Below are 25,161 nucleotides of genomic sequence, written 5' to 3' on the forward strand. Positions count from 1 at the left end.
ATGTCTCTGGCATCATAGACGTCGAGGTTTGAAAAGGTATGACGTCTATGAGTACGACGTCATTGGTATTGAAGCAGGACGGGCTGGGCGGGTGCACACCCCGGCGGCACGCCGGGAGGAGCTCCTCGCCGAGTTCGCGCGCAGCGGTCTGAGCGGGGCCCGTTTCGCCGCGCTGGCTGGCGTGCACTATCAAACCTTCATGGGCTGGGTGCACAAGCAAAACCGCCGACCGGGCACAACTGTGTCAGCCCGGCGACCGCCGCGCTTTGTGGAGGTGATGGCACCTCCTGCTCCGGAGCCGCCCCAGCCTCTGACCATCGAGCTGGCCACGGGCATCACCCTGCAACTGCACCATGCCAGCCAGGTGCCCCTGGCCGGTGAACTCCTGCGCAACCTCGCCCGGCCATGTTGAGCTTCACCGGCAGTCTCAAAATCTTTGTGGCCCTCGAACCCTGCGATCCCGCAGGGCGGGACAAGGGCTTTGGCAGCCTCTGCGGGGCGGTGTGCGACCAGCTCAAAGAAGACGCTCGCAACGGGGCGCTCTATGTCTTTGCTGGCTTTTGTATAGCCTGTCTCTTCGCACTGCCACAAGATAGGGCAAGAGGTTTTTGACAACCCTAAGTATGGGCCATGGTTAATGGAACTAGGCTTCGAAAAAGATGCGGCAGCCAACTTGATAACGCTTCCCAACAAACTCGGAAAATGTTTGCTCGGCGCTGGGGGCGGAAGTTCCGCCAGAAGGACGCTTCACGAAGGGCGCCACTCACTGAAAGACTATGTGGAACCGGTGACTAAGAAGCTGGACGAGATATTAGATCTCCACAAGAAGGGAAGTATATCTGATTGTGATGCTCGTGCTGCTGTGGCTGAACTACAACGTGAGCTCACGGAAGGATTAAGGAAAGGCAAACTGAAGCTAAATGAGGCAGAGGCTCTTGATCTCGGCGAGGGAGCGGTAAATTTTATGGGTTTGGCAGTGATCAATTTGGATTCTGTTGACAATTTCATCGCAGACGTTCGAGTGAAAGTGAGCGCTTCAAATTACGTAGGGGATAGTCCTACAGGATGCATGATCGGAACCGTGGTGGACTTTTTCAATCCGTTCACTGATTACGTTGATGTGGCGGGTGATTTTTGGGATATGTTGGACAATCTTTGGGATCAGATGCCGTTTTCTGATATTCCTTCGGACGCTCCATGGTATCCTGCCTTATGAATAATATGATCAATAATAATATTCTGTACATGCTTTCTCATCAGCCTGGTTCTCGTTTGCCGAAGTACGTTACCGCAATCGATGAGCGAGGTGTGTCGATATTTGCAGAGGGAATCCCGAAAATCCGGCCTCATCGAGTTTTCGTGAACTTTGAAGGAGTTGAGGTTATGGACCGAATGCTCACGTCGGGTGTTGAGTTGATTCTCAGCGAAAAGACCGCCAGCATTTTGAGGGCATTCAAGAGACCTGAAGATATTGTGGAGATTCCTTGTGAAATTATTGGGGCGCGAAATGTGGGTGTTCAGTATTTTCTTTGGTATGTGCATAGGGAGATTGATATCCTCAATTATAGATGCAGCAGTTTGAAGCTGATTCGGAATCATGTCCTCAGTGTCCTTGCATGGGCTGTAGATGTAGGGAAAGTGCCAAATCTTGATCTGTTTCTAGGCAATAAGAACGAGTGGTTCGTTTCAAATGACATTGTGGAGTGTGTTTTTAGGGAAAAGTTGACGGGATTTGGGTTTATTCGTGTGCCGTGTTATGACGAAAGTGAAAAAAGTGACAACCCATAGCAGGCCGTGCCAACAGCCGCCATTGAGTAAACCCCAATGTTTCATAACACCGCGAACCCGAACCCCTCAAGGGCGGCCCTGAGGGCGGGAATGTCGGGCAGCGTTAGCGTCCATCTGCCCTGCGGGTGCGTTAGCCGACCGACTTGATACAACACCGTGCGGCGCAAAAAGTGACAACCCATAGCAGGCAGGCAAATGCAAAAAGACAGGCTATTACAAAAGAAGAATGGTTGACGTATCAAGTATCGCCCGCGATAGGGGGCATGGCCTCGCCTCGATACTTTGCGGATCCTTCGGTCCCCGTTGCCTATTACCATTGCATCTCCAGGGTGGTGGAGCGGCGGTTGGCGTTTGGGCCGGAGGAGAAGGAGCAGTTTGTCCGGCTCATGCGGGCCTATGAGGGGTTCTGTCAGGTGCGGGTGCTGTCTTACTGTGTGATGTCCAACCACTTCCATATCATGGTGGAGGTGAGGAATCGTCCAGAGGGAGAGGTGTTCTCTGACGAATGGCTGCTCAAGCAGGCAGCATTGATCTATTCAAAACCGGTGATGCAGTGCAAATAGACAGGCTATTACAGAGAAGGAATCCGCAGACGATTCAGGAATCGTTCGCGATAGGGTGGAGTATGGCCTCGCCTCGATACTTTGCGGAACCTTCGGTTCCGGTCGCGTACTACCATTGCATCTCCAGGGTGGTGGAGCGGCGGTTGGCGTTTGGGCCGGAGGAGAAGGAGCAGTTTGTGCGGCTCATGCGGGCCTATGAGGTGTTCTGCCAGGTGCGGGTGTTGTCCTATTGCGTGATGTCCAATCACTTCCACATCATGGTGGAGGTCAGGAAGCGGCCTGAAGGGGAGGTGTATTCGGATGAATGGCTGCTGAAGCAGGTGGCGCTGATCTATTCCAAACCGGCGGTGCGGATGCTCAAGGAGACGCTGGAAACCTTTCGCAGCCAGGGGCATGACGCGGCGGCAGAGGAGCTCAAGGAAAGATACCTGGGCCGGATGTGGGATGTGAGCCAGTTCATGAAGGAGCTCAAACAGCGCTTCAGCTTGTGGTTCAACAAGAGGGAGAATCGCAAGGGAACCCTGTGGGAAGAGCGTTTTACCAGCGTTTTGTTGGAAGGCGAGTTGGCGACGCTCTCGGTGATGAGTGCCTACATCGATCTCAACCCGGTGCGGGCGGGATTGGTTCAGGACCCCAAGGACTATCGTTGGTGCAGCTATGCGGAGGCCGTGGCAGGTGGTCGCAAGGCATTGTTTGCCCTGTACGCGATCACCAACGAACACCGGGCTCATGTGCCAAATCAGCCAGCCCCGGTGAAGAGGATGCCTAGCGCGGCCAGAGTGCTGGCTGGCTACCGGGTGTGGCTCTTTGGTCAGGGGGAAGAGGTTCGAGAGGGTCACTCTACCGACAGTCAGGTGCTGCGCAGAGGGATCAAGCGTGAGGTCGTGGAGCAGGTGCGTGCAGAAGATGGAAGGCTCACGTTGGTGGAGACACTGCGGCACCGGGTGACGTATTTCACCGCTGGGGTGGCCCTGGGGCGAAGAGAGTTTGTGAATGGATTCTTTGAAGCCCGGCGGAATCAGTTTGATGCCCGACGGAGCCAGGGGGCGAGGACGATGAAGGGAGGAAGCTTTGCCGGGATGTTTGCTTTCCGGACACCGAGGATTGGTGTGGTGTAGGGGCTCATCGGGGGGATGGTGTGAGTAGTCCCGCATGCGGGACTGGACTCCGTACAGAGTATTGTGGAGTCCTTATTGTGCGGGCAGACTCTGGAGCCGGGGGCGAAGGATGCGAAGTTGCGGGAATTGCCGCGGTAGGGGGAGTTGGGCGTTGGACCTTGCTGGACAGCGAAAGGTATGAGGAGATCACAAGGGGCGCGAAAGCGGTGATGCTCACCGCAGTCCCAAAAGCGCTGCGCGCTCAGGTGTTGGGAGCGTGAGATAGCGGGGTGGTTTGGAGAGACTTCGATATCGGAGGCTCTTTTGCGTTGGAGTCACAGAATCGGGTGCAGCATCTGGCGACGCAGTCGCTTTGGAGTGCGGCGAGAATCGCCGCTTTCGCGGGGCTGGTAAGGTGGTAAGTCCTCTGCCCGTGTGTCGGTTTCGGGGCGAGCGGAGGGGGCATGGGCGGAGGGGATAGATCGTCGAGGGACGATTGAGGCGTGAGCCGGTTGGGACAACCGGATTACGTCGGAGACGGAAGCTGTTTGTAGTGCAAACTTTGGCTTGCTCAGGATGCGCTACGGAAGATTGACTGAGCAGTCCCGCATGCGAGACTGAACTCGGTACAGAGCTTGGCGGGGCTTGTGTGTTTCACAATCCTTTGCTGTGTTCAAACTCAGCCGTTGGAATCATCTTGATCTGCATCCTTGTCCTCTAAATCTCTCAGTTCGTTATCTGCTTCTTCGACACCGGCATTCACGAGATCTTGGGTGGCGGCGAATTCATCTTCCAGGGGAGTCTTGTTGGCTCGATGGCCGAGGTCTGCTCCCAGTCCGCTCCAGCTCTCCACTTGGGACGACGCAGTTTCTTCAGGCTCCTCCGTGTCGGGGATGACATCGCTCTCTTCTGCAGGAAGGACATCTTCCGTATTGAGGTCCTCGATGATGGCGTCGGCGGTGGAATTGGGATCTTCGAGGGTGGGAGAGTCAGGTTCGTTGAGATTCATAAGCGTGGTGGTGATTGCGTGAAGGCAGGAAATCCGGGCGCGGATTCTCTGGTGGGGCTGCTGGCATGGAGAGTCCGCACAAAGGTGTATCGTATGGAGTGCCGGGTACGGTTGGATGGTTGGCCTGATGAATAGGTGGCGACGCTGCCGGATAACGATGTGCTTCTCTGGAGAGGGGTTCCGTGGGTTGACGCTGGTTGAATCCGACGGCGTAGCGAAGACCCGCCGGGAAGGATTTTTCTCGGCTTATCGATTGCCGGATTCTCATTGCCATGTATGGCAAAGTCCCAATGGAAACGCTGTTGGATCTGGGAAGAGAGTATCAAAATCGCTTCGCGGCGCTAGCGCCTTATCGGGACGCGGTGTGGAAGGTGCTGGTGAAGGGTTTTTTCCAGAACTTTGTCGATCGCAATGCCACGGTCTTGGATCTGGGAGCGGGGTGGGGAGAGTTCACTCGCAACATCCAGGCGGGTCGGCGGATCGCGATGGACCTGAATCCCGACATGCCGGCAAGGGTGGGGCCCGGAGTGGAGACCATCCTGCAGGACTGCTCCCAAACTTGGCAACTGCCGGACAATTCTTTGGACGTGATTTTCACGAGCAACTTCTTTGAGCATCTGCTGACCAAGGATGCCTTGCGCCGCACGCTCATCGAGGGACTGCGGTGCCTGAAGCCTGGGGGAAAGATCATCGCCCTGGGGCCCAACATCCGGGCGCTGCATGGGACCTACTGGGACTTCTGGGATCACTACCTCGCCCTGAGTGACCGGACTATGACGGAGGTGCTCACGCTGACGGGGTATGCAGTGGAGCGGGCGGTGCCCCGCTTTCTGCCGTACTCCATGTCTCTGGGGATGACACCGCCGGTGGTGCTGGTGGGCCTGTACCTGAAGCTGCCCTTCCTGTGGCGCTTTTTTGGGAAGCAGTTTCTGGTGGTGGCGCGGAAGCCGGTAGAGTGAGCTTGCTGGCGAGCAGATGTGACGTGTCCTACTTGGGGAAGCCTGGCCTCGGCATGAGGCTTTCCGCTTGGCGTCTATTTTGTCTCGCCCGGGCGTTTCGACCGGGTATCACACGTTGCTCTGGCTCTCAGGTACTCAGAACCGGTCAGGGGTTTGCCATCATCGTCTTTGACGATGAAGACGGACCACTGATCGTCGCCAGGTGGATAGGTCTCGATGAGACCGTGTCCGCCAGGTGGAATTTCCTGAACCTGGGTCGCCCAGTGAGGTGGGCGAATCGCTGTGGGGGCGGTGGCGCAGAGGCCGGGCATCATGCTTGCGAGCGTGACGGCAGCGAGTCCCTGTAGAAGGCGCAGACGTGAGGAGAAGAGGGTTGCCAGTGCAATCACGATGAGGGCATAGGGTATGACATAGTAGCGTTCTCCACCGAGCCAGGAGCGGCTCGTGCCCTCGGATCGAGCCCATCCTGCTGCTGCGAAGAGTGCTGCGAAGGCCAGCATCCAGACGAAACGGGCGCGTCCCGGTTGCCCGCCCTTCCAGAAGAAAAGGCCACTCGTGAGGAGCAGCAGCAGTCCGCCAGCGAGAACGGTTCCCCAGAGTTCCGCCTGGCCTGAGGACCATGCGACAGGCTTGCCGAAGAGGCCCAACGCAAAATCCGCCACCCAGGGGAGCAGCGCGCCCTGTGCGGTGGCAGGTGTGGCGGGATGGTAGTCTGTCACGGTCAAGACGGCCATCTGGGTGCTGGCCGCAATGACTTGCGAGAGGGCCAGGATGATATCGAACCGGGTGCGACTGTGCCACGCCCGCCAGATCATGGCGGGCAGGGTAATGATGGCAAAGGGGCCTGAGAGTGCGGCGGCTGAGGCGATCACGATCAAGAAAATCTGTCCTCCGACATGGGCAGGCCTGGGGGCCGGGTGGACGGCCAGCAGAGCAAGCGCCAGGCCTGTGAACCATTGCAGATTGGTGGGAGAGTACATGAGGTACCCGCCCATGGGGGCGAACGTGAAGAAGGCCGCGACGGCGATGCGTTCAGCCCAGCTCGTCCAGGTGCCGATGAAATAGAACGTGACGCTCACCAGGCCCATCGTGATCCAGACCAAGGCCGCGGGCTGTGAATGCAGTGGGAAGATACCTCCCACCCAGGCGATCAAACGGGGGAGTACGTGGAGATAGCCCGCGTAGGGGACAACGAGGCTGCCGATGCCATAGGAGAGGTTGTCCTCAATAAAGATAGAGCCATCCTCCGCCACCAAGTAGGGGGCGCTGAGTTTTTGCCAATTGGCCGCTGCCAGGGTGGCAGAGGTGGCTGCTGCGTAGGCTGCCAGCGCTGCGGGGTGGAAGGCTACGCGCTCGAAGGCCTGAGTGGCGGCTTGCCATCCGGTCTGCATCTCCACGATGCAAGTGTTCCTCCAACGGCTGCGCCACAGGGAGGTCGTGACCACAAGGCAAGTCCCCGCCCAGGACCACCAGAGCCACGGAGGTGAGGTCCAAGGTCTGACCAAAGAGTAACCCTTTGGGCGGGATCCTGGAGCAGGGGTGACAGCGGGCCTGATGTGGAGCGAACTCTTGCGCAGGACAAAGGACGCTTCAGCTCCCGGTCGGGACAATTCGTGAATGGCCTCTCTTTTCGTAAAGCGTTTGCCATCGTGTGTGACAAAGGCGTGGCGGAGATCTGTGGGGGTGAGTGCGGGCAGGGCGTCCTTCTTTGCACGCAATAGTTCGCCACTTAAGGCAAGTCGTCCCGGCTTTAAGCTCACCGTGGAGCGGATGACCCCCAGTTGACCAAGGAGCGCTGCCAAGGGGAGACCAAACCAGACGGCGCAGATGACTGTGATCAAGATGCGGGCGCCGAGTGCTCCCGGGAGCAGGGTCAACATGGGGAAAGGGGAGGTCCAGGAAACGGGGCTGTCTAAGGCAGGGCGGGCATGGAGGTCACGATGAGCGCGGTACGTGTATGGCCGAGGTGGGAGGTGTGGTCAACTGCGGCCTGAATGAGGGGTCAGTTTTTTGGCAATTCGCCATGCATCACCCGATGGATGGCCTGGACGAGCGAGTGGGAGGTGATGGGCTTGTCCAAGCACTCCGCCACACCGAGGCGCGTGCATTCGTCCTTTGTCTCCTGAGTCCAGTACGCGCTCATGATGAGCACTGGCAGGCTTGGGTGCGTGCTTTTGATGACACTGAGAATGAACTTGCCGCTTGTCACAGGCATGCGCAGATCGGTCAGGACGACGTCGAATCCCAGATTCGGATCCGACATGAGTGCCATGGCTTCTGCCGTCGAGCAGGCAGAGCATACCTGGGCTCCGGCACGGCTGAGCACCTTGGTCACGGCGCGCAGCATGGGCAGGTCGTCATCCACCACCAGCAGTCTGTATGGGGCACGGGTGAGTGAGGCAGTCTGGTCAACAGGCAGGGGAAGGCTGGACATGGAGTTCATGGGATGATGAGGCTTGGGGATTGAAGTGATCGAGTGAGAGCGAGGGAGGTGAAGTCGATGGGGAGAGAGCTTGATCCGGCAGGAGGGGCAGCGTGATGGTGAACGTGGTCCCTGATCCGGGGATGCTCTGGCAGGAGAGTTCTCCATCATGCTCGGCGATGATCTGGTGGGACAGCGCCAGGCCAAGTCCGGTGCCATTGGCCTTGGTCGTGAAGAAAGGGGTGAAAAGGCTGGGCAGGTCCTCCTTGCGGATGCCGCAACCGGTGTCTGTCACGGTGATCTGCAGTGCAGTCCCAGACTGCCGGGTGGCCACGCGCAGCACGCCGCCTGCGGGCATGGCGTCCCGCGCGTTCAATACGAGATTGAGCAGGACCTGCCATAGCTGCACCGCATCGATGTTGGCGGTACGCACTTGCGGATCGTAGCTCTTGATGAGGCGCACATGGGCCTTGCCCAGTTCGGGCAGGAGCAGGGCGAGCTTCTCATCCAGGAAAGTGTGCAAACAATGGGGGGCCGGCATCACCTTGGGCAGCCGCGCAAATCCGAGGTAGTCCCGCACGACCTTCTCGACACGTTCCACCTCGGCACGGATCTGATCCACCAGGGCGTGGGCTTCATGCGGCGTATGGGTTGCTGGAGTGGGGGCGCTGCTGGCAAGCTCGGTCACCTCGCAGGCCAGAAGGTCGAGGTTAAGGGAAATAGCTCCCAGGGGATTGCGCACTTCGTGGGCCACCTGCGCCGCCATGGTGCCTACTTGCGCCAGTCGTTCCGCCCGTAGTCGTGCCAGCTCCGCATCGTGACGTCGCGTCATTTCCTCCCGCAGCTGACTCGTCCTCAGGCGCACCCTCCGTTCCAGAGAGTTCATCATGTCATGGAGGGCGGACAGCAACAGGGCCACCATGAGGAACACCGTCAGAAACATGAGTGCATTCCAGAGCAGGCTGGATTGCCGGGCATGAATGCCGCCGATTCCGACTTCCGCGGCGAGCCAGGTGCAGGCGGAGAGCAAGCTGAACGCCATGCCCCAGCGCCGCCCTGCGACCCATACGACAAGAGACACTGGCAGCAGGTAGAGCGCCACCACCTGGCACTCCTGCCCTGTGAAGTAGTCCAGTGCGCCAATTGCCACGGTGAGCAGCGTGGCCAGACCAAGAGCAATCGCAGGGCGCTTGAGGGCTTTCTTCACCGTGTTCATCACTGATGATAAACTGCCACGAAAGTCGTGTTTGGACCGTTCGCCGGTGCCCATCTTGAGTAGGCGCTATGCCTATTGCGCGGGTTGCAATTCGTAACGTGAGACGTCCGTTGGGGTGTCCATGGAGATTGCCGGATGGAGGGGGGTGTTGGGGGCAACACGTTGTTGTTTCCCCCGGCAAACGATGGTCGTAAACTGGAGTGAGGGTTTTAGGTAAGTATCTTTCTATGGCGTCTGTGGTGATGAACGCTTGGAATTTCATGAACCCCGCGTCGTGGCGGAATTCTTGAAAAAATCCCGCCTCTCCATCGCCCCGCTGGCCGCGTACGGGTGCAAGGGTGGTGCCAGACACTTATTCACATTTTCACGTCGGGAGGTGTGACTTGCAGCGGGTGCGGCCCTCGTGAGCCAGTCCTGCATCTTTTCGTGACGACAGACTGCCGCAGGACTTGCATACGGCGGCCACATGGGGTACCAGATGCGCACCTGGAGCCATGCTATTTCATCCCATGCAAGAGTTCAAACCCGAAGTCGTCGAAGCCCTGTTGAAACTGCCCGGTCTGGTGGGCTGGCAGGTGCGCCTCTGTGAGGCCGCGCTCTACGGCGACGAGTACTCTGAGTACGATCTGGCGGACCTCATTCAGTCCCGCTGGCGTGAGCTCATGGAGATGGGCGCAGTCTGATCCGGTACGCCGGTAGTTCAGAGGGGCAGTCATTCAGTGACACGGTGAGCCAGCGGTGTCGTTGGGGAATCCCGTCCCGGCATTCGCGGGCCTGTGTGATGGCGGTCGGTGTTGTAGGTGGGAACCGTGCACGCTTCCGGTGGCCCCTTGTCATCGAGCTCATTCATCCGGCAGAGTTCCATAGGGATCTCGGTATCGAGGTCATGTGGGCGGCGAGCCAGCTGCCGGTGTAGCCGCCGCCGGAGAGGGGCAAGGCAGATGCGGTGCGTCAAGCTGGCTGGAGGCTGGTGATGCAGGGTGAATGACCGGTTCGAGGATAGAGTTCGGTGATGAAAAACGGCTGCTGGGGATGAGGAAAATACGGCGGGCGCAGACGACCCTGGTCGCGTCGTTCAACCGCGGCTGCGTCGGCGTGTGGGGGGCGGGCTGCCCGGATCCCCGGTGGCGGCTGTGGGTCGGCGGCGGGGGCGGGGACACTGGGGGGCGATCTCTGGTGCGGCAGCAGGTTGGTGGGTGTCTGCTGCGTGAAGATTGGCGGGGAAAGTGAGGGTGCCGCCCAAGGCCGTCTCAAGCTCCGCCACGGAGACCTGGTGGGGCCGCCAAGTGGCGGTAACATCGAACTCCAAGAGAACGCTGCTGAGGTCCTGGCGCAAGATGAAGGCGAAGACCTCGAGCCGGTTGTCCCTGCGGGCAATGATCATCTTCCAATAGCGTTGCGGGATTTTTACCCGGAGCATGCGGCCCTCTTCATCCCGGCCGCTGAAGGTGCGGTCGTCGTCGTCATGGGTGCCGTCTTCGTCAAAGACCGGGCCGGCAAAGATGCAGTAGCGCTCCTGCTTGCCCTGCCGCTGGACCTCGTTCTCCAGGTCGCCCCAGATGCCGTCGGAGCCTGACTGGTTAAATCCTTTAACCTGGGGTGTGCAGTTGGTGAGGTGGAAGGTGTCGCCGTTGGCACGCTGGACCTCGGCGTAGTCATAGCCCCAGCAGACGTCGTCACGGCGGACGACGTGGCCCTTGTCAAAGGCACCGCGATCCTCGGTGTAAAAGCTGTCGGGGACCTGATAGCGCGGCTCCATGCGGCGGTCGATGACCCACTTCTCCGCGATGATGTCGCGGCCTTCCATCGGGAAGCCGTTGAGGGCTTTGCGGCCGTAGTCGCGGCCTTCCTCGGGCCTGCGGCTGACTCCGTTCCAGTCCACGTTGGAGGCGGTGAGGAGGGCGAGCCGTCGCGTCTTGTGCATGAAGACGCTGAAGTGCTCATACTTGAGCTCATGTTCGCCGCCGTCCGCCTCCCTCACAGGGGCGGCGATGTCATCGGTGGGGATGGGAAGTTCGACAACGAGCGCAGGATTCTCGGGCTCGCCCTCGTCCATGAGGAACCAGGTGTTGAAGCCGGTGCGATTTTCGTACTGGTCATCGATTTTGGGTTCGAGGTAAACGAGGCGCTCCACGAGGGCGGTCTCAGCCGGTGGAGGTCCTGGGGCCGGCAGGGGCGGCGGTGCGGGCGCGGGCGCGGGCGCAGCGGGAGCGGCTTTGACAAGAGCGGCGGGCAGGATGAGGGGCTGGCCGTAGAGGCTGAGGCGGAGATCCAGGTTCACAGGAAGCTGGAGGCCATGGCCCTGGGGAGGGGGGAGGAGGTGGGACCCGTTGCTGGCTGATGTGGGAACAGGTGGGGTGGCATCTGTGCGGTTTTCGAGCAACCTTTCCAGGGGACTCGCGCCGGCATGGCGGAAGGCTCGGGAGAGGACATCATCGCTGCCTTCCATCGCGGCCTTGAGCTCGGTGATGTGCCCATTTTGGTCTGGCAGGGTGAGCAGGGCGGCACAGATGCGGGAAATGCGGATGCCAGCGTTGGAGGTCCAGTCCACCAGGGAGTCGTCGAGACCTTCGATGCTGGCCACCTTGCGGCCGTCCTTGAGAATGTAGAGGCCTTGGGCATCCCGGCGGGCGCGGCCGGCATGGTGGAGCGCGGCGATGAGGAAGGAGTCATTGAGCACGGGCGAGCCGGAGGAGCCCTGGGCGGTGTCGCTCTTGTACAGGAGTGCGTCGGGCTCATCGGTGCTGATGCACTGGTTCTCCCGGATGGCGAACTGACGGCGGGCCCCGCCGGGGTGCTGGATGATGGTGAGCCATTCGTCCTTTCCCACCTTGCCGGTGGTGGGGATGAGCCGGTGATAGCCAAAGGAGGACAGGGGTCTGCCCTCCGTGACGGAGGTGGGTTCTACAGAAACAACTGCAAAGTCGAGCCCCTGAAAGCTGTGGAAGAAGAGGTCGGGCCGGAGCCGGAAGGTGAAAAAGGGCTCGGGATTGCCGGCAACGTCGTCCCGGTAGTTGAACTCGGCGACTGACTCCACTGCGGCGGCGGCGGTGGGGAAGACGTGCCAGTTGGTGAGGAGGAGCCGCGGCGAGATCATGAAGCCGGTGGCAAAGCCCTTGCCAAGGGGCGAACGGACATTGAGCCGGGCGACGGGCTGGGCGGCCAGGAGGGCACGCAGGAGGTAAAACTCGTCAACCAGATCATTGGTGCCGAGGATGCGCTCCTGCTCACTCTTGGAAGGAGTGACGCCGCCGACCGAGAGATAGGCGGCGCGGCGGGCGATGGTGCGCATGCCCGGCGGCGCGCTCGTGCCGGAAGTGATGACAGGTGAGCCGCCCGCATAGGATGCCGCTGGGGCAGCGGCCGCGGTGGCGAACTCTGCGCCTGGGGCGGTAGGGGTGGTGGGTGACGCTACCGACGGGGGCGCTGGCGGAGGGACAGGCACGGACTGGAGGCGCTGCTCGGCAGCGGCAATGGTAGCGCGGGGCAGTTTCATGGAGAAAGGCGTGCAGGGGGAGGATTGCTGGCTGGTGGCTGCTACGATGGCAAGCCACGTGGGGAGCGGCTGGGAGGTGACACAACAACTGTGGAACCCTGCTCTGTGCATGGTGGCAGAGCAGGCCTGACGATGAACGTGCAGCGGGCGGAGCGAGAGCCCTCAGGGAACGGGGCTCATGAAGGCTCTCGTCAAAGTTACACGAACGTCAGAAGCGCATGAGGCGCTGTTAACTTAAAAAGGTGGGAGTTGAGTTGGCGAAAGGCAGGGCGTGGACGTCACCATGTCACATCGCTTGTCTTCAGTATTTGAGGTCCCGGAGTCGGGCGAAGATCGTTCACGCCCGGGCCAGGTCAAGTGAATGAGTGATGCCAAGTGGCAATGAGAGTTTAGGGGTGGCTGGAGAAAAGCAGGCTGACGTGTCCGTCGGAACTCCGCTCTGGGGAAGACATGCGAGAGTCTCCAAACTTCCGGGTTTGCGGATGCTTTGGAAAACTCAGCCACACGTCGCAGCAGCGCCGCTTCCGCCTTGAAGTCTCACGTTTGGGCATGCAGGTTGGGTTGCACGATACTATGGATCCCGCCCACCTTGCCACCTCAGAGGCTGACGACTTCGATGCCGAGCGCCTCCTCCACGCGCTCGTCCAGTCCGGCGATGAGGTGTCTCTCAAGGCTGCCTGCTGGGCCATTCTCACTGCGGAGTGCTTCCCACCGCGATTAGGGGCGGCCTATGCTGCGGTGCAGCAGGTGGATGCTCATGCTGGATGGCGGGAGGAGTTCTGGGGCCGCATTCTGAGCGGTGCGGGAGGGTGGACTTCCGCTCAGTTGGCCAACTGGTTGAGCGGACACTACTACTTCGCCTACACCGCGGGTGACTTTGAGAAGTTCGTTGAACTCACTTCCTCCATCGCGTCAATCCAGGACCGACGCTGTGTCGCCGTCATGCTCTTCACCTGGCGGCGTTTGGGGCGAGATGAGGCACGAGTCTGTGAGTTTATTGATGCCGCCATTTAGGCGGGCGGGCGCACTGACCTGTACAATGGCCCGGCGCCGCCCGCGCCTGCCGTGGTTCAAGGTATCAATAACGCGGTTGGCTTTGGTGCTCAGGTCCCTGGCTTCTTCAGGCTGTCCAGGTTTTATCACGCCATTGTGGAGTGCCAGAGCAGCCTTGAAAAGGAAAGTTCTGGCGAACAGGAGTGCTTGACTCTGGGGTTGCGGGATGGTTGCGGCGGTAAGCTATGCTCCAAACCGGGTCGGGTACAGTTTCTCCAGGGCTATGCGGCTCGCGGACATGCGGTTTTCCACCCCCAGTTTGGGGTAGATGCGCTCCAGGTGGACCCGGACCGTGCCAGGGGAGATATTTAGGATGGTCGCCGTATCCGCGTTGGTCTTCCCTTCTGAGATCCAATAGAGCACTTCCTGTTCGCGAGGCGTCAGCCCAAGACCCACCAGGCGGTCAGGAGAGGGGGCGCAAGACCCTGACCCGGGTGGGTTCAACATCAAGAGGTTGCGCAGGTGGGGCAAAAGCAGCGTGAAAAGGAGCCGGTCTCGCTCCGTGAAATTGCGCTTCTCGCGGATGACGCATCCCTGGAAAAGCTCTCCCCCTGGCAGACGCAGATCCACGCCCAGATCGTCTTCCAGACGCACGGATCCGCGGTCCACATTGTACAGATCCGTACGCTGCCAGCGGGCCTGACTCAGAAAGTCGGAGACGCTCAGCACTTCGCCGCGCGGCCCCGATTGCAGACGCGGATGCGATTGCAAGAGCCGGAATTGCTCCGGGCTCCAGTCGAAGGCGCCGTGTTCAGAGAGGGCAAACCCCGGCGCTTTCTCTGGCAAAGCCGGGCTAAGACAGGCTGCTGCCACTGTCCCACCCACCACGGTCGCCAGCGTGCGGGCAATCACGGGCAGCGGCTCTTCTCTCAGTGCGCCTGCATAGAGCGCCGCCACATGATCATTGAACCGACGGCATTCAGCCGCGGACAAGGCAGGTGGAGAGGGGAGGTTCATGGAGCGTAGTCGGTGAAGGGGCGCATAAGAGAGCAGAACTTCGGCGGCGGGAAAGGGGAATGTGCCGGTGCGTCAGTGCGTCAGGCTGGGCCCTCCCGTGCCAGGCTTACGCGCCGATGGCCTTTAGATACCGCTTTGCCGAAAGGCGGACCCTCTCCTTGGCAGATTGGCTCACGATGCTCGGCCAGAAGGCCCCGTAGAGGTGCTCATAAGGGTACGGATCCAGGGCATCCGTGATGCGGCGGATGGCAGGAGCGTCTAGAGGAATGAAATTGGGATAGCTGTACATGAAGCTCACCCACTTGCGATCAGCCGCCACCTGCGGCTGGTCTCCGCTCAAGATCGCCCCTTGGCCCTGTGCGCCATTGCTCCAGTGCAGCACTTGAAACCCGTCGAAGTGCCCGCCGGTGTTGATCAGTGTGAGATCCTCCCCCAGCTTCTTCGTCTCGCCCTTCCAGAACTGGTAGTTCACCCCAGCATCCGGCCGCATGACCCACTGCCGGTCCGCCTCGTGCAGATGGATGGGCACGTTGCCAAAAGCCCGGCTCCACTCGGCCATGCTGCTGTAGTAGTGCGGGTGGGAAATCGCGATCGCTGAGATGCCTCCCAGCTTCTTCACGGCTGAGATTGTGGCCTCGTCCAGATAGCTGATGCAGTCCCACAGGATGTTGCCCTGGGGGCGCTGTACCAGCAAGGCCCGCTGACCGATCCCGAACTTTGGCTCGGTGCCAATCCCGTGCAGCCCTGGCTCGAGTTCCCGGATGATGTTCTTCCAGGCGCCCCGTTGTTTCATCGTCTCCAGGGTGTTCCACTCCTGGCCATTGGCTCCTACATACTGGCGTTCGTCCAGGCAGATGGGGCATTCCTTGGGCGGTCCGTCTGTGGGGGAGAACTGGGATCCACAGGTGATGCACAGGTGCGGATGCGCTCCGCTCGCTGCGGCAGTTTGAGCAGCCGGTGCTGTTGTCATCCGGGAAAGCGTGCCGGTAGCGGCGGCGGTTGTCGAGAGGAAACGGCGGCGGGTAAAGGAGGGGGGCATGCTGGGGGAGGGGATGTTGCTGGTTTTTTGATTTCCGCCATTCTGAAGGGTGGAAGGGGCGTGGAGAAGTGCTTTTAAGGTTGGGCCATGCATGCCTGGCGGGTATGGCACCAAAAATCCCTTCATGGGGAGACAAAAGTTTGCACGAGCGCGACTGCGAGTGTGACGAGAGTCAGTTGGGATTTATTTACAGATGGCTTTTGAGGTGCTTTGCAAGCCGCTGAGGCTTGGAGGGATGCAAATGAACGGGCGTTGAACGGTGTCGGGGTTTCTGTTCAACGGGACGGGGACTTCCGTTGAACAAAAGAGAAAGGAAATAGGAAGAGAAAGAGGAAGAGGAATGAAAAAGGAAGGGAACGAGGAAACCAGTGTGGCGTGCGCGTTTTTCCAATGGCCGTTGAATCAACTTGCAAGGTGTGGGTGCTTAGGGTGCACTCTGCTTATGGATTGGATGACCAAGCACCCGTTGACATGGATCACCTGCCTTGGGTTGCTGTTGGCGTGGGTGGTGACTGCCTCTGGCTGGCAGTATGACAGCCCCGGTCTGCATGGGGCGGAGTTTTGGGCGGCTTGGCTGTTTGCCTTGCCTGTGTGGGCGGTGGGGGAGGTTAACTCGGCTTTGGGACTTGGGGCACCCAGTTGGGTGTTGATCGCAGTGGCTCTCGTAATGTGTTGGCTGATCGAGCTGGGCGTTGGCAATCTGGTTGGGCGAGGGCGTCGGAGTTTTTCCAGTGGGTCTTGAAAAAAGACTCAGGCGGTCAGGAGTTGATCTGTTGACTGGACCCTTTACACTTCGTCAACCTGCGGGACCGGAGATCCCGCTTCCCTTGCTTAGCGTTCTTAGTTGTCAGAGGGTTTTTTGTTGATGGGAATGCTACCGGATTTTTGCCTCGGGCAACTCCTTCTTTACGCCTTCATCGATCGGCATTTTGTCTTCTTTCAATCCGGCTTCGTCCATCAGTACGGCAAGCTGGACCTGCAGTTCCCGCTTCCTGGCGTCGTGGGCGACAAGGTTGATGAGGTTGTGGTTCTCGCCGGGATCGGTTTTCAGATTGTAGAGCTCGGCCATGTGGCGATCTTCGGAGTCATCGCCATGGGGGTAGTGGATGTACTTCCAGTTGGCAGTGCGGATGCCCCTGACGTTGGGTGTATAGGGGAACTGTTTCTCGTAGTTATATTCATAGAACCACGCGGTGCGCCAGGACTTGTCTCCTGACTTGACCAGCTTTACCCAGGATTTGCCCTGGGCCTCGGTCAGCGGGGCGGCGTGGCAGAGTTCGAGGAGACTGGGGGCGAGGTCCAGGGTCAGCACCTGCTGGGACACAGCCTTGGACTTGTCCGTGGGGACGAGGCCTGGGTACCGGACAATCAGGGGGATGCGGATGCTGGCGTCGTGCATCGCCCGTTTGTCCACCATGCCGTTCTCGCCATTGAGCAGACCGTTGTCGCCCATGAAGACCACCACGGTATTGTTGAGCTGGCCGCTCTCCTCCAGTTGCTTCGTGAGTGCGCCAATGCTGTCGTCCACGCTCAGGATCACCCCCCAGTAGCCGTGGATCATGTTTTCGAAGTCTTTGACTCCTTCAGGTTTGTTATTGGGGAACTCCTTGCGCCACTCGAAGAGCGGGCCGTAGATGCCGTGCCAGGTATTGAGGCGGTCGCGGTACCAGCGGGGCTTGTCTTTCAGATTGAAGGCGCTTTTGGGGTAGGGGACGCGGATGTCGTCAAAGGTGTGGGCGTACTTCTCCTCAGGCGTGTAGAAACTGTGCGGTGCCTTGTGGCCGAGCATGAGGCACCAAGGTTTGTCATGCGACTTTTTGATGTAGTCGGTGGCCAGTTGGGTGACGCTGGTGGTGTAGTAGCCGGGCAATACCTTGCGTTCCCCCTCGATATTGAACTCGGTATCGAAATACTTCCCCTGGCCTTTGTGCGACGCCCAGTAGTTGAAGTGCGGGCGTTTTTCGTCGTTGTCCTCGCCCATGTGCCACTTGCCGATGTAGGCGGTGTCATAGCCTGCCTCTTGAAGACGCTGGGGCAGGCTGGCGATGTTGGAGGGGAACTCGGTGAAGTTGTCCCGGACGCCATGCTTGTGTGCGTACATGCCGCTGAGGATGGAGGCGCGGCTGGGGGAGCAGAGGGACGTGGTGCAGAAGGCGTTCTTGAAATGCACGCCCTCCTTGGCCAGGCGGTCGATGTGGGGCGTTTTCAGGTTGGGATGGCCCGCGCAGCCCAGGTGATCCCAGCGCAGATCATCGCAGAGGACAAACAGGAGATTGGGCATGGCGGGAGCAGCAGGCGGCAGTGGGGCGGGAGAGGGGGCTTCGCCCTGGGGTGGGGAAGGGGGCAAAGTCGGCCCGGCGGAGGGCTGGGTGGACGGAGCAGAAGCTGGCTCAGGAGCGGAAGTTGAGGCCGTGCGAGATGCCGGAGTCTCGGCAGGTTCCGGGGCGGACGGAGCGGTCTGGCCGGGTAGGGGGCTCGCGACGGAGAACATCGCAAGTCCAAGCACGAAATAGAGGCAGTATAACGACGGGTTCATGGAATAGTGAAGCAAGGGAGTGGGCGGATGTCGCAACGCGGGCGCTCAGGTGAATGAAACGTCGTTAAAATGGGGAAAATGTCTCCGGGCACGCAAAGCTCCTCAGGCAGGACCGAGCCCTCCCTCTATTCACTCTGTGCCGGACGTGGGGCCAGAAAGGTGTTCATCTCCTTCGTCGTCATGCGGTACAAGAACCATTCGCTCAGGCGACGGGCCCCGAGCTTCTCTTCATACACGCGCTGGGCATTTACATTCCAGTCCAGCGCCGTCCACTCGACACGCCCGCACGCTCGCTCAGCGGCCAGTTCCACGGCCTTGCGGAGCAGCCCGCCCCCAATGCCCTGCTTCCTGAAAGGGGCATCCACAAAGATGTCCTCAATGTAGAGGGTGGGTCGGGCGAGGAAGCTGGAGTAGGTCTCCAGAAAGATCGCGTAAGCGACGGGTGCGGCCTGATCGGGCACAAAGGCGAGCCAGGGCTCAAAACGGGGGAGGGGGCCAAAGGCGTCCTCGATCAGCCGTGTACGTGCGGCGTGATCTGGTGGCTCCAGTTTCTCAAACTGCGCGAGTGCTTCCACAAGGTCGAGAAATGCCGCGGCATCCTCCCGGGTGGCGGGACGCAGGGTGAAGGTGGCGGGGTTGCTCATGGGAGAGGGTGGGTGAATTCCAAAAGTTCTAGGGCATTACGCTCGGGAGGTGCGAAGTCTGGCTCGCGTCACGCCGTGCGGCGGACCATGAAGGTGTACGGGTAGGCCCCGGGCTCCGTGATGTCGCGGAAGCCCAGTCCAACATACACCTGTTGGGCGTCTTTGGTTCCGAGCGTCCAGGTGCTCACGGTGGCGAAATCTGGGTGCTCCAGAGCATGTTGCACCATGCGTCTGGCGAGTCCCTGACCTCGATGAGGAGTGTCCACCCAGACGTCGCAAAGGTAGGCGAAGCGGGCCTTGTCGGACACGACTCGCAGGAATCCCGCCTGGATGCCGGAGGTGGTGCAGGCACTCAGCACCAGTGCCGAGTGCCGCGAGGCGTGCTCGATGCGGTCCCGGCCTATGCCTGGTGTCCAATAGGAACCGGACAGCCATTCGTGCACCCGGGCGAAATCCACGTGCTCCAGACCTTCAAAAAGGGAGTAGGTTTCTTTCATGCGGGGGTTGCGTCGCTTTATAGAGGGCTTATGGTCCGGGGGTCAAGAGCAACCCTCCAAATCCAGGTCCGGTTTTGGAGGGAACGGCACGAGCTGTTCGCACTGAATTGAATCCTGCTTGGCCTTGGAATCGGCTCCCCAGCGCGGTTACCCAGGGTTGGGCGTCTTTTTTGATACGTGAGTCTCAATTGGGAGGTTGATTCCTTGCTTCGACTGCGTTTTGATGGGAAAACTTTATTTTTTAACCCGGCTGGAATGGCGAAACTGATCTTCATCCTCGACGACGAACAGGAAATCGAAGTCCCCCTGCCTCAGCAGGTGACAGTCGGCCGCCAGGAGGGAAACGATGTTGTTGTGGATGATCCGCGAATTTCCGCGCGTCATGCTGTCGTGGTGAGGGATCGCAACGGGAACTACGAGGTGCGAGATCTGGGCTCCAAGGCAGGCACGTACATCAATGGCGTGCGCCAGGAGCGGCACCTCCTCCACCCGGGAGACAAGCTCAGCTTCGGGCCACTGAAGTGCATCTTCCTCATGGAGGAAACGGAGCGCCCCGTGAATCGTCAGCGGCCCGGTGGCTCGGGGGGGCACCCGGTGCTCACCGGCATACTGGAGTCCACCTCCGTGCGGCCTCACGCCGAGCAGGATGGTCCCCGACTGACTGGCAACGCCTTTGGCTCCAGTGCTGGCGAAGGGAAATCGCCGGCGCCAGTCCCGGGTAACTCAGGCATGGTGGTGACACCGCGCCTCATGCAGCCTCATTCCAGCGTCACTTCCCCCCGCTCGCCTTACGATGATCCGCTGGATAAAAAAGCGGCGGGAGGGGCTGGCAAACCTTCTGCGAGCAAGGGCACCGGCGGGGTTTTGAAGTCCTTTTTGCGCAGTGTCGGCGCCATCCGCCACGAAGAGCAGGAGTCTGCTGAAGATAAAAACCGTAATACAGTGAGCCCCCGTCAGGCACCGCCGTCGCGTGATGACGAGCGTGCTGGCAGCCAGCCTGTGGTGAGGCCAGTCAGCGGGGACCAGACCGGACATGTCTCTCATCATCAGCAGCAGCCAACGCCTATCTCTCAGCGCAGTGCCGCGCAAGGGCGGGACACTGGCAGTGGTGTGAAGCCACTGGCCGGGATCAACAAAGGGCCGCAACCGAGGGATGTCGGCCTTGGTGCGGGCGGCGAGGGAGCTCCCCAATCTGAGCTGATCGAGCGCGTGCCGGTTTACACCTATGCGGTGCAGCCCAAGGCGCGCCCTAGTGCTCCTATGGATGAGGATGCCCGCCGTCGTGAAGACGAGGTGCCCCCAGTACCTGTCCCGAGCCAGGAGATCCCTCGTCCGACCCAGCTTTTGGTTCCACCAGCGCAGTCGTACTATCCCCAGCAACCTTTGCCGCCGCAGCCACTTGCCCCAGCACCGGGGCAGGGGGGGGTGCCGTCATCGCTTTCTCCACTACCGCCCATGCCAGCGGGCATGGTGCGTCCGCCCTTGCCTCCGCTGCCAGCTCTGCCAGCGACCTTGAAGCAGGGGCTGCCTGAGCTTCCATTGACTCCGGTGCTGCCCTCCACGGGCCTTAATCCACCTGGCGGCAATACGAGCCCGGCTGGTCAGAGTCCAGGAGCGTTGCCCGCCACGGGAAGGGCGGCTGGCAGTGGATTCAAGGTCCGCATTTCGCCATCCTCCGGAACGGGGAGCTCCTCCCCTGCGCCCGCTCCCTTGCCTAGTCCCGTTCCTCTCGATTCGCCCATTGCATCTGCCGCCACTCCTGCACCGGTCCCTGTAGCGCCGCCAGTCCAGGCTCAGTCGCGCCCAGTCGTGGCACCACCCGCAACAACGGCACCCGCGCCGGTAGAGAACAAGACCAAGCCACCTGAACGCCCCGCCCATCCGCAGGCAGGTGAACCCGTTTCAGTCCTTCCAACTCCTGGCGCGCTCCATAAGCCGACCGTCGCCCACCTGGCTCCTGAAACGGTTGAGGAGCCAAAACCCTCCCTGCCTCCAGAGGCTGCTGTGAAGCAAGTCGTAGCGCATCCAGTTCAGACGGATGAGGTTCTGCCTGACGTTTCAGCCAAGGTCGAATCTGAACAACAGGCAAAAGCAGCTTCCTACCTCGCCGCCCCGGTGATCTCCGTTCCGAAGGAAGAGCCTGACCGAGTTGACAAAGTAGCGAAATCTGGGCCCTCGACGGCCGATGCTGTAGAAGGCCTTCCGCCGAAGGTTGGGCCAGTGATCGCAGAGGTTCCAGAGGAATCTTCGCCAGATACACCGACCGTGTCCGCAGAAAAGGTAGAGGCTGTTGAGCATGCCAAAGCGGCAAAAGCCTGGGGCGTCGAGACATCCAGTCCTCTCGCCAGTGTTCAGACCCCGAGTCCAGCACCAGCGGAAAATCTTGCACCGGAGGGTACACCTGCTGCCGCAGCCCCCGTCGCACAACACCAGCCGGAAAAAGCATCGTCCCCGGCACCCGCCATGTCAGCTTCTCCCGTTGCGGCAGCGCCACTTTCTTCTTCCACAGCTGCATCGGCTCCCGTGGCGGAAGGCGCAGGCAAGGCAACAGAGGTGGCTCCCGAGGCGAAACCTGCCCCAGCAGCGGCTGGGCAGAATGCAGAACCAACGGCAGCAGAACAACCCCAGTTCCCCCTCTCCACCATGGATGCCGATCGCGCGCATGTTTCCCAACTCGTCAAAGACCTTGAGGGCAAGCAGAGCAATCTGATGCAGTCCCTCAGGGCTCTGACTGACAGGAAACACGCCACCCAGGCGGAGATGGAGCGGATGATGAATGAGGTCCGCCGCTCGGTGACCGAGTTGGAAGGGCTCAAGAATCAGATCCTGGCCCGCCAAGAAGAGCTGCGCGCCATTGACCGGGAAACGGAGTCCCGGCGTGCCCATCTCACCCAGCTTACTGCTGAGCAGCAGCGTCTGGCTCCCATGACGACGGCCCTACAGCAAGCAGAGGTCCGGCACAACGAACTTGTCGTCATCCTGCATGCTTTGGTTGAGCAACGTCAGGCGAGAGAGGCTGATCTGCAGCGCGCCGCAGAAGATCTGCAACAGCGCTCGCAGATGGTCTCCCGCCTCCAGGCGGAGCAGCAGCGCCTGTCTCACGTGACTGCGGCCCTCATTGAAGGGGAAGGGCGCTATAGTGAGATGGTGGTTGCGCTGCAGACTCTCGCCGAGCAGCACGACGTCACTCAAAATCACCTGAAAACTGCCTCAGAAGAGGTGCGGCTGAAGGCGGAGCGAGTCTCCCAGTTGTCCGAGCAGGACGAGTGGTACGTGCAGTCGATTTCTCATCGCCAGTCTGAACTGGCTGAGGCAGAGCAGAAGCTCACGCAGACGCTCGAAGCGATCACCCAAGGGGTGGCTCGCCACGAGGAGTTGGTGCGTGGGTTGGAGAACCTGGACGTCGCCTGTGGCAAAAGGCAGCTTGAGTTGCAGCAGCTCGCCGACGCGGCAGCAGCCTCCACCCAGGATCTTGAGGCGATCCGAGCCAAAGTTCAGAACACAGAAGGCCAGTTGCGAGACACCGATGGGCGACTTCGGACGACCGAGGGCACCCTCCGGGGCATTGAACTCGACATTCAGTCCAGGCAGAAGGTTCTCGACAAATTGGGTGTGGATGAAAAGCGCCTGCAGGCCGAGTTGGAGGCTCTCAAGGAGCGCGAACTCGCCTTCCAGGGGGCTGCCAACGACGCCGAGGCCAAACACGCCGGATGGCTGACGGCCATTCAGGGGCTCGGGCTCCAGCACGATCAGAAACAAGCTGAGATCCAACGTCTGCACAACGCCTCTGAGGCTGCCCTGCGGGAGTTGGAGGCCATGACGGCGAACAAGGAGCAGATGTCTGTGCACCTGCTCAGTCTGCTGAAAGAGCAGGAGGCCATTGACTCCCGCCTCACGCACATGCGCAAGCAGTCGGACGACGCTGAAGCGCGCGTGGCCTCACTGAAGGCCCTGGTGGAGAAGCGTGAGGATGAGGCTCGTGAGCGCCAGCAGGTGCTGGCCGAGCTGGAGATCAAACGAAAAGGGCTTGAAGAGCGCATCGAAGCGTTGAACGGGACCGAGGAAAAGCTTCTCGCCGCCAAGCAGCAGCTCAAGGAAACCGAACAGGCTCAGGTGCGGGTAGGGGATGAGTTGACGGACGTCAACAACCGTCTCCAGACTGGTAAGGGAGAGGCGACGGAGCTCGAGTCGCGCATCAGCGAACTGCAGAACAGACTGGAGAGTCTGCATGTGGAGATCACGGAATCTCGTGCCGGGCTGGCACGTGACCAGAAGACACACGAGGACTTCCAGTCTGCGGCGTCCGAGGCACGCTCGAAACAGGAGAGCTACCGAGAGGCGCTGGACAAGCAGCTTGAGACCCTGCGAGCAGATCTTGCCAAGGAGAGCCAGAAGCTGGCCGAAACCATGTCCCAGCGCGAGGAACTGGACCGCCAGTGTGCAGAGCTGATTGAGACGACCGCCAAACTCGCGGAAACAAAGGCCTCCCTGCAGCGCAGCGAGGCAAAGAAGACGGAACTTGACTCCTTGAATCGGGAACTCGAGGGCAAGCGCGACAGTCTGGAGCAGATCGTGGGAGGTCTCCATGGAGATGAGGAAAGCACGAAAGGTCGCCTGGAAGTGTTGCGCACTCGTGAGAAGGATCTGCGTCAGGTTCTGGATGAGCTGGCGGACCGGGAGCGCAATGAGCGTGAGCGTTTTGAAGCCCTGCGCCGTCTTACCGCAGAGGCTGACAAGGAGCACAATGAGCAACGGGAGAGCCTGCTGGCCAAGCTGGACGGCAAACGTCGCGAGCTTGCTGATCTGGAAATGAAGCTGACACCCCTGCGGGAGTGGAAGGAGTGCATGGATATTCGCTATGCCCGCCTGGCCTCACTGCCGGAGGATTCAGATGCGGCCCGCGAACTCTGGCGCGAAATCGAAGGTGAGAAATCCAATCTTCGCAATCTGATTGTCGGGTCCCCAGGAGGCTCCCGCGGCGTGAGCCTGAGTGAAGCGGTGCTGCGTGGGCTCAGCGCTCCCAGTCAGCAGGGGGGCGTTGCCTCAGATAACGTGCCGCACACGGACGAAGCTGTGGGCGCACTGGATGGCGATGAGTCGCGGAGATCGGGCGGCATGTCAGCCCGCAAAGGGCGGTTCGCCAGCGGCGCTGGTAGTGCTGATGAAATGATGACGTCCGAAGAGCGGAGCAATGTGGGGCAAACTGGCACGGGTGCCATGCATTCCGGCACGGGTCAGGAGATGGCACTTAAAGCTCGCCTCAATCGCTTGCGCGAAAGTGTGCAGCGTGAGGCCACCCGCCTGGAATTTCTGCGTCAGGAGCGCGCCCGTGAGGAGCTGCGTACGAAGGGGGGATCCACGGGCGAACCCATGCTGCGTGAGCAGGAGCGCCAGTTGGAAACCAAGATCCGTCGCGAAGAGGAGAAATTTGCCACAGTGCAGCGCAAGCTGGAACTCGCCGAGGTGGAGGAAGAGAAACGTCGCGAACGCATCACCGAAATGGAGCGCAAGCTGGCGGAACTCAAGTCTGCCATCATCGATGCAGAACGTGATCGAGGCGCAGCCCGTCATCACGCCGAAATTGCTCAGGCCGAACAGAAGGCGCAGGAGGAGAATCTGAAACGTCTCAACGACAATTCAGGGACGGGCACCGAAGAAACGAGCGTTCTTGCCGCCCTCATCGGTGGTAAAAAGAGCCGTGGCCCCTCGAACCTGAAGCCCATGGGAACGCCGAAGGAGTAGCGCGGTGTTTCGGTCGCTCAGCGCGTCAAGGGGGCGGCCAAATCGGGGCTCGTCAGGTGATGACCGGCAGCGGAGATTGGCAATTTGCTGTGCTGCCGATTGGCTATCGCCATCAGTGCATCACTTGATGTGCCAAGCAAGTG

Annotated in this window: 19 protein-coding genes and 1 pseudogene; 10 read left to right on the forward strand and 10 right to left on the reverse strand. The window is 60.4% G+C overall.

Going from position 1 to position 25,161, the window contains the following annotated elements; all coding sequences use genetic code 11:
- Positions 1-28 precede the first annotated feature (28 nt).
- From tnpA to VSP_RS15845, 6 genes and pseudogenes are all read left to right on the forward strand, one after another.
- Positions 29-412, forward strand: coding sequence for an IS66 family insertion sequence element accessory protein TnpA (gene tnpA / locus VSP_RS15815; RefSeq protein ID WP_009961854.1), 384 nt, complete (start codon positions 29-31; stop codon positions 410-412).
- A complete protein-coding gene (locus VSP_RS35710; protein ID WP_009961855.1) occupies positions 406-612 on the forward strand; it encodes a hypothetical protein in 207 nt (68 codons plus the stop codon). Before tnpA ends, VSP_RS35710 begins: the two co-directional genes overlap by 7 nt.
- Before the next feature lie 25 nt (positions 613-637).
- Positions 638-1,216, forward strand: a complete 579-nt coding sequence (locus tag VSP_RS15825; RefSeq protein ID WP_009961856.1) for a hypothetical protein — start codon at positions 638-640, stop codon at positions 1,214-1,216.
- Positions 1,213-1,788: a hypothetical protein gene (locus tag VSP_RS15830; RefSeq protein ID WP_009961858.1), complete on the forward strand. Its 576-nt coding sequence runs from the start codon at positions 1,213-1,215 to the stop codon at positions 1,786-1,788. The genes VSP_RS15825 and VSP_RS15830 overlap by 4 nt, the downstream gene beginning before the upstream one ends.
- Before the next feature lie 263 nt (positions 1,789-2,051).
- A pseudogene (locus VSP_RS15840) lies at positions 2,052-2,342 on the forward strand (transposase); the annotation flags it as partial.
- A gap of 71 nt (positions 2,343-2,413) precedes the next feature.
- Positions 2,414-3,469 carry a transposase gene (locus VSP_RS15845; protein ID WP_009961862.1) on the forward strand — a complete coding sequence of 352 codons (1,056 nt, stop codon included), beginning with the start codon at positions 2,414-2,416 and terminating at the stop codon, positions 3,467-3,469.
- Positions 3,470-4,127: 658 nt separating this feature from the next.
- Here the strand turns inward: VSP_RS15845 and VSP_RS15850 are convergent.
- On the reverse strand, positions 4,128-4,457 hold the full coding sequence (locus VSP_RS15850) for a hypothetical protein (protein ID WP_009961863.1): 330 nt from the start codon (positions 4,455-4,457) through the stop codon (positions 4,128-4,130).
- Between the two features lie 290 nt (positions 4,458-4,747).
- Between VSP_RS15850 and VSP_RS15855 the strand changes: the two genes are divergently transcribed.
- On the forward strand, positions 4,748-5,416 hold the full coding sequence (locus VSP_RS15855; protein ID WP_044134448.1) for a class I SAM-dependent methyltransferase: 669 nt from the start codon (positions 4,748-4,750) through the stop codon (positions 5,414-5,416).
- 74 nt (positions 5,417-5,490) lie between these two features.
- Here the strand turns inward: VSP_RS15855 and VSP_RS15860 are convergent, their stop codons facing one another.
- From VSP_RS15860 to VSP_RS39535, 3 genes are all read right to left on the reverse strand, one after another.
- The gene (locus tag VSP_RS15860; protein WP_009961865.1) at positions 5,491-7,296 is read right to left on the reverse strand and encodes a hypothetical protein; all 1,806 of its coding nucleotides are present in this window, start codon (positions 7,294-7,296) and stop codon (positions 5,491-5,493) included.
- A gap of 122 nt (positions 7,297-7,418) precedes the next feature.
- Positions 7,419-7,850 carry a response regulator gene (locus VSP_RS15865; protein ID WP_029190489.1) on the reverse strand — a complete coding sequence of 144 codons (432 nt, stop codon included), beginning with the start codon at positions 7,848-7,850 and terminating at the stop codon, positions 7,419-7,421.
- Entirely contained in the window at positions 7,825-9,045 is a 1,221-nt protein-coding gene (locus VSP_RS39535; protein ID WP_198141401.1) for a sensor histidine kinase, read from the reverse strand. Before VSP_RS39535 ends, VSP_RS15865 begins: the two co-directional genes overlap by 26 nt.
- Positions 9,046-9,563: 518 nt before the next feature.
- Between VSP_RS39535 and VSP_RS42330 the strand changes: the two genes are divergently transcribed.
- Complete coding sequence (locus VSP_RS42330) at positions 9,564-9,737, forward strand: hypothetical protein (protein WP_009961869.1); 174 nt, start codon at positions 9,564-9,566, stop codon at positions 9,735-9,737.
- A gap of 392 nt (positions 9,738-10,129) precedes the next feature.
- On the opposite strand, the gene VSP_RS39540 is transcribed toward VSP_RS42330, so the two are convergent.
- A complete protein-coding gene (locus tag VSP_RS39540) occupies positions 10,130-12,550 on the reverse strand; it encodes a DNA/RNA non-specific endonuclease (RefSeq protein WP_009961871.1) in 2,421 nt (806 codons plus the stop codon).
- Positions 12,551-13,123: 573 nt separating this feature from the next.
- Here VSP_RS39540 and VSP_RS15895 point away from each other — a divergent pair.
- Complete coding sequence (locus VSP_RS15895) at positions 13,124-13,564, forward strand: hypothetical protein (protein WP_009961873.1); 441 nt, start codon at positions 13,124-13,126, stop codon at positions 13,562-13,564.
- A 222-nt stretch (positions 13,565-13,786) separates the two neighbouring features.
- On the opposite strand, the gene VSP_RS39545 is transcribed toward VSP_RS15895, so the two are convergent.
- The 5 genes from VSP_RS39545 to VSP_RS35730 all read right to left on the reverse strand — a co-directional run bounded on the left by VSP_RS39545 (position 13,787) and on the right by VSP_RS35730 (position 19,276).
- A complete protein-coding gene (locus VSP_RS39545; RefSeq protein WP_009961874.1) occupies positions 13,787-14,560 on the reverse strand; it encodes a helix-turn-helix transcriptional regulator in 774 nt (257 codons plus the stop codon).
- Positions 14,561-14,666: 106 nt separating this feature from the next.
- The gene (locus VSP_RS15905; RefSeq protein WP_029190490.1) at positions 14,667-15,599 is read right to left on the reverse strand and encodes an MBL fold metallo-hydrolase; all 933 of its coding nucleotides are present in this window, start codon (positions 15,597-15,599) and stop codon (positions 14,667-14,669) included.
- Positions 15,600-16,473: 874 nt separating this feature from the next.
- The gene (locus VSP_RS15915; RefSeq protein ID WP_198141402.1) at positions 16,474-18,135 is read right to left on the reverse strand and encodes a sulfatase family protein; all 1,662 of its coding nucleotides are present in this window, start codon (positions 18,133-18,135) and stop codon (positions 16,474-16,476) included.
- Positions 18,136-18,260: 125 nt separating this feature from the next.
- On the reverse strand, positions 18,261-18,779 hold the full coding sequence (locus VSP_RS15920) for a GNAT family N-acetyltransferase (protein WP_009961881.1): 519 nt from the start codon (positions 18,777-18,779) through the stop codon (positions 18,261-18,263).
- 68 nt (positions 18,780-18,847) lie between these two features.
- Positions 18,848-19,276, reverse strand: a complete 429-nt coding sequence (locus tag VSP_RS35730) for a GNAT family N-acetyltransferase (protein WP_009961883.1) — start codon at positions 19,274-19,276, stop codon at positions 18,848-18,850.
- 255 nt (positions 19,277-19,531) lie between these two features.
- Between VSP_RS35730 and VSP_RS41055 the strand changes: the two genes are divergently transcribed.
- Positions 19,532-25,018, forward strand: coding sequence for an FHA domain-containing protein (locus tag VSP_RS41055; protein WP_009961885.1), 5,487 nt, complete (start codon positions 19,532-19,534; stop codon positions 25,016-25,018).
- Positions 25,019-25,161: the final 143 nt, after the last annotated feature.

This window comes from Verrucomicrobium spinosum DSM 4136 = JCM 18804 (assembly GCF_000172155.1).
GTDB lineage: Bacteria > Verrucomicrobiota > Verrucomicrobiia > Verrucomicrobiales > Verrucomicrobiaceae > Verrucomicrobium > Verrucomicrobium spinosum.